Raw genomic sequence first — 5,154 nt, 5'->3', positions numbered from 1 at the left:
ATAAAATCAAAAATTTAGCAGATTCATAAAATACTGACCAGCATCAGCAATACTATTAATTACTATATTTGCTTGTATAATCAGATATGAAGAAGAAGAAAAAATTCAATTTTAGAAAAAAACTATTCATCAAAAACCGTCTGGTAATTTTGAATGAAGATACCTTTGAAGAAATTTTTTCGTTCAAACTTACCTTAATGAATGTCTTTGTAACCTTTACTTTAGGAGGGATATTTCTTATTTTAATTACTACTTACATTATTGCTTTTACATCTTTACGCGAATTTATTCCCGGATATTCGTCTTCACAGCTAAAGAAAGATGCAACACAACTGGCTATAAAATCTGATTCATTAGAAAGGGCTTTGCAGAAAAATGAAGCTTATATAAAAGGAGTTCAGAAAGTGTTGTCCGGACAACTGGATTATGCAAAGTTCAACAAAGATTCTATTTTGTCTGAAACCCATGAATCTCCTGATCTTGACATGAAAGCATCTGAAAAAGAGATTAAATTGAGAGAGGAAGTAGAAAAAACAGAGAAAGAGTCAGGCGAAAATTCCCGAAGTAAAAACAAAAGTGACAAAAAATAATACCACCAGAAATGTCAATTAAGTCAATTGCGGCAAAAATATTTGCCCGGAAAATATACAACCAAACACTTAACTGGGCCAGCAAACCAGTCGAAAGCCAATTGAAAGTTTTTGAAAGCCTGATAAAAGATGCCAAAGAAACTGAATTTGGAAAAGACCATCATTTTGATGCCATAAACACAATTGAAGATTTTCAAAAGAATGTTCCTGTGCGGGATTATGAAGATTTGAAATCTTATATTGAAAAAGTGAAAATTGGGGAAGAGAATATTCTCTGGAAAGGAAAACCAATTTATTTTGCGAAAACCTCAGGAACCACTTCGGGTGCAAAATATATTCCGCTAACCAAAGAATCGATGCCTTCGCATATCAATGCGGCGCGAAATGCCATCCTGCATTACATAAACGAAACAGGAAATACCGATTTTGTTGACGGAAAAATGATTTTTTTGCAGGGAAGTCCGATTTTAACTGAAAAATACGGAATTAAATTTGGACGACTTTCAGGAATTGCAGCTCATTTTGTTCCGAAATATTTACAGCGCAACAGAATGCCCTCCTGGGAAACCAATTGTATTGAGGATTGGGATACCAAGGTAAATGCTATTGTAGGTGAAACTATAAAAGAAAATATGTCGGTGATTTCCGGAATTCCGTCCTGGGTGCAAATGTATTTTGAACGTCTGCAGGAAAAAAGCGGCGGGAACAAAATAGGCGAAATATTTAAAAACTTCAATTTGTTTATTTACGGAGGAGTAAATTATGAACCTTATCGCGCCAAGTTTGAACAAATGATTGGCAGAAAAGTAGACAGCATTGAGTTGTTTCCTGCATCAGAAGGGTTTTTTGCTTATCAGGATTCTCAAAAAGAAAAAGGAATGCTTTTGCTTTTGAATTCAGGAATTTTTTATGAGTTTATAAAAGCAGAGGATTTTTTTGCAGAAAACCCAAAAAGGCTTACAATTGGTGAAGTAGAGCTGGGTGTAAATTACGCCCTGATTATCTCAACAAATGCCGGACTCTGGGGTTATAATATTGGTGACACAGTTCAGTTTACCTCATTATTTCCGCATCGTGTTATTGTTTCGGGCAGAATCAAACATTACATTTCTGCTTTTGGAGAACATGTGATTGCCAACGAAGTAGAAAATGCAATGAAAGAAGCCACAGCCGAAACCAATATCGTAATAAACGAATTTACAGTTGCGCCACAAATTACGCCAACAACAGGATTGCCTTATCATGAATGGTTTGTAGAATTTGAAAACGAACCGGAAAGTATAGAAGCATTCGCAGAAGCAATTGACAGCGCGATGAGAAAACAAAACATTTATTATGATGATTTGATTACGGGAAATGTTTTACAGAAAGTAGTCGTTACAAAAGTCTCCAAGAATGGTTTTCAGGAATACATGAAATCGCAGGGAAAACTGGGCGGACAAAATAAAATTCCAAGATTATCTAATAACAGGGATATTGCGGATAATTTAAAATAAAAAACAACTTATATTTATAAGTTCGAAAAAACAGAATAGAATGAAAGAAACCAAACATATATCAAGATCAAGAGCGCAGGAATCATCTGCGGCAATCGAAAAAATGTACATTACAATGCGCCATTTATTCAACCGTGGTTTTTATAAACCTATGGGAGTTTCCGGCGATAGTTTACGTGAATCTTTACTGGCATTACGTCCGGAAATTTACGGGAATATTGGAGAAGAAAAGGTAGAATTAAACGGGCTTTTATATGTAATAGAACGTCTTCCTATAGGAATTGAGCAATGCCGTTTTATTAATTTGACTTCAGATGAAGGATATTCAAAATCACATTTTCAACCTATTGTTCCTCCAAAAAGAAGAAGAAACTGTTACCGGATTGACGAAGAGCAAATGAATGTTGAAATTACCCGCGGGCGATCTGACATTTATGATATCCTGACGCATTTGACATTTATTTTTATAGAATCCCACAAAATAAAAAACAGGGTTCTGGTAGATGATGGCGGAGAAGTTTCACGCGACTGGCTAAAACTGGAACAGGCTGTTATGCAGACCAAAAAACTGCCTCAGATTGAAAAAGAAAAAGCAATTTCGCATGTTGCCAATATTTTAGCAAGGACTTTTGAAGAAGTTCTGGACATTTATGACGCTTTTGGTTCGGAAAATGAGCCGGATCGTTTTTTAAATGTAATTTACTGGCTGGGAAAATTAGCGATTGAAGAAGTAATAGAGAACAATAAACGAACTATAACTTTTAGTCCTGTTTTAAGAGAACGTTTAGGGCATCACATTCACGGAGAAATCTGGGCGACAAACATCAAGGAAGTTTTAAAAACCAATAATCTTTTAAAACGTCCGATACATGTTATAAGTGCTAACATGCACAGTGTGATGAACTCTATTTTTGCAACTCCGTTGTTGAAAACAAAATTCAAGGACAAATCTGATTTTTTCATTTATGAAGAATTAAGCAAATCAGGAGCTAAAGAAACAAGAGGTCTGGTTGAAGAACTGGCACTAAAAAACGGAATGATTTCGCTGCCTGATACATCAGGAACAAATATAGACGTTCAGATTTTTGATACCGCCAAAATTGACTGGGCAAAAACGGCTTTTGCAAAAGCAAAATTAGACGAAGAAAAACCGGTTATCATCGTGATGGACTATGCTTTTGGAGAGCAGGCTTATGAAACAATCGATGAGCTTTTGAAACCCTATAAAAAAGACACTTTACTGAATGTAAAATCAGTTTCGATAATGGGTAAAGCCGGAATCCTGGAAGGCGGAAAAGGAGATATTATGATCCCGACGGCACATATAAACGAAGGAACGGCTGATAATTATTTCTTTGAAAATGAATTAACCGGCGACATGTTTGAAGGAAATGACATTGCTGTTTTTGAAGGGGCAATGGTTACCGTTTTAGGAACGTCACTGCAAAACAGGGATTTATTAAAATTCTTTCATGAATCAACCTGGGGGGTAATTGGTCTTGAAATGGAAGGTTCTTATTACCAAAAAGCCATACAGTCGGCATCAAAAATCAGAAAAAGTGTGCCTCAGGATATCAAAGTGCGTTATGCATATTATGCTTCGGATAATCCTTTGGAAACAGGAAGTACACTGGCTTCAGGCGGACTGGGAACAACAGGCGTAAAACCAACGTACCTGATTACTATTAAAATTTTGGAACAGATTTTCAACGTAAAATAGAACTTATAAATGAGTACAAAAGTACCCCATAATCACGATAATCAGGAAATTGATATTTTCCAGCTTTCAACGAGCATTGGCAATTTCTTTGACAGAATAAACGAATCTGTTTTTAGGTCTATTCAGTTTTTTTTACGAAACTGGATCCTGGCTATGGTTTTAGTTATTCTGGGTTTTGGTTTAGGATGGTATTTAGATTCAAATAAAAAAAGTTTTCAGAATCAGGTGGTTGTAACGCCAAATTTTGGAAGTGTTGATTATTTATATTCAAAAATCGATTTAATACAGGCTAAAGTTGCTGCCGGAGATGCCGGGTTCCTGAAAAATGTAGTAGGTATTTCAAATCCGCAAAATATCAGTAAGATTGAAATTAAACCAATTGCAGATGTTTACAAATTTATTGAAGACAAAGAACAAAACTTTGAGCTTATAAAACTGATGGCTGAGGTTGGCGAAGTTAAAAAGGTGCTGGAAGATAATGTAACCAGTAAAAATTACAGTCTTCATACCATTTCTTTTATTTCAAAAGAAGTGATAAATGAAAAAGAGGTCATTGAACCATTACTAAAATATTTAAATGATTCGGAATATTTCACTGCCGCTCAAAAAATCGGGTACAAAAACCTTGAGCAGGAAATTACTCAAAATGATACGATTATTGCCCAGATTGACAACGTTTTAAATGGTTTTTCGAATACGGCAAAAAGCAATGTAAAAAGTGATAAGCTGGTGTATTACAGTGAGAACACACAACTTAATGATATTATAAAAACCAAGCAAAAGCTGGTTATCGAACAAGGAAAAAACAGGTTGAAACTGATAAGTTCTGACAAAACGATCAAAGAAATTAGCACTACACTGAACATGAATGATAATAAAATTGTGAATGGAAATTTCAAATTTTTACTTCCGGTTTTCTTTCTTGTTCTTTTTGTTTTTATTAGTTTGTTTCAGAAATTTTATAGAAAACAGCTTTTAAAATCTCAGGTAAATAAAGTTTAATTTTTTACTTGTTAAGCACCATGAAATCAATTGAAAACAAATAACATTTTTGATAAAATCAGAAGCAATTCTTTCTTAAAGAAAAGTATTGTTACTTTGTTTTTGAGAATTTCAGGAGCACTTCTTTTATTTGGCTTTACGGTCTTTCTCACGAAATCCTTTAGCCCGAAAATTGTTGGTCAATATGATTTTGCCCGTACTTTACTTATAGTTGTGGGAAGTATTTGCCTGTTGGGTTTTGGTCAGTCAACTTTATACTTTAAAGGAAGGTTGGCGAGTAAAACATCTTCAGGAGAATTAAATAAAATATATTCAAAAATGATTGAGATCCTGTTATTGGCATCAT

General features: G+C 34.6%; 4 protein-coding genes and 1 pseudogene. All 5 read left to right on the top strand.

The window, feature by feature from the left end:
• Window positions 1-86 precede the first annotated feature (86 nt).
• Window positions 87-590, top strand: coding sequence for a peptidase (locus DCO46_RS22225; RefSeq protein ID WP_116754650.1), 504 nt, complete (start codon window positions 87-89; stop codon window positions 588-590).
• An 11-nt stretch (window positions 591-601) separates the two neighbouring features.
• The gene (locus DCO46_RS22220; protein WP_116754649.1) at window positions 602-2,086 is read left to right on the top strand and encodes a GH3 auxin-responsive promoter family protein; all 1,485 of its coding nucleotides are present in this window, start codon (window positions 602-604) and stop codon (window positions 2,084-2,086) included.
• Window positions 2,087-2,126: 40 nt separating this feature from the next.
• Entirely contained in the window at window positions 2,127-3,806 is a 1,680-nt protein-coding gene (locus tag DCO46_RS22215) for a DUF6909 family protein (RefSeq protein WP_116754648.1), read from the top strand.
• Between the two features lie 9 nt (window positions 3,807-3,815).
• A complete protein-coding gene (locus DCO46_RS22210) occupies window positions 3,816-4,808 on the top strand; it encodes a hypothetical protein (protein WP_116754647.1) in 993 nt (330 codons plus the stop codon).
• Window positions 4,809-4,838: 30 nt separating this feature from the next.
• Window positions 4,839-5,154, top strand: a pseudogene (locus DCO46_RS22205) (polysaccharide biosynthesis protein); the annotation flags it as partial.

It is taken from the genome of Flavobacterium sp. HTF (assembly GCF_003105115.1).
In the GTDB taxonomy this organism is placed as follows: Bacteria; Bacteroidota; Bacteroidia; order Flavobacteriales; family Flavobacteriaceae; genus Flavobacterium.
This window is presented reverse-complemented; position numbering and strand designations above follow the sequence as displayed.

Coding starts and splice junctions, on each gene's coding strand:
- DCO46_RS22215 (WP_116754648.1), top strand. CDS start 2,127: ATGAAAGAAACCAAACATATATCAAGATCAAGAGCGCAGGAATCATCT.
- DCO46_RS22225 (WP_116754650.1), top strand. CDS start 87: ATGAAGAAGAAGAAAAAATTCAATTTTAGAAAAAAACTATTCATCAAA.
- DCO46_RS22210 (WP_116754647.1), top strand. CDS start 3,816: ATGAGTACAAAAGTACCCCATAATCACGATAATCAGGAAATTGATATT.
- DCO46_RS22220 (WP_116754649.1), top strand. CDS start 602: ATGTCAATTAAGTCAATTGCGGCAAAAATATTTGCCCGGAAAATATAC.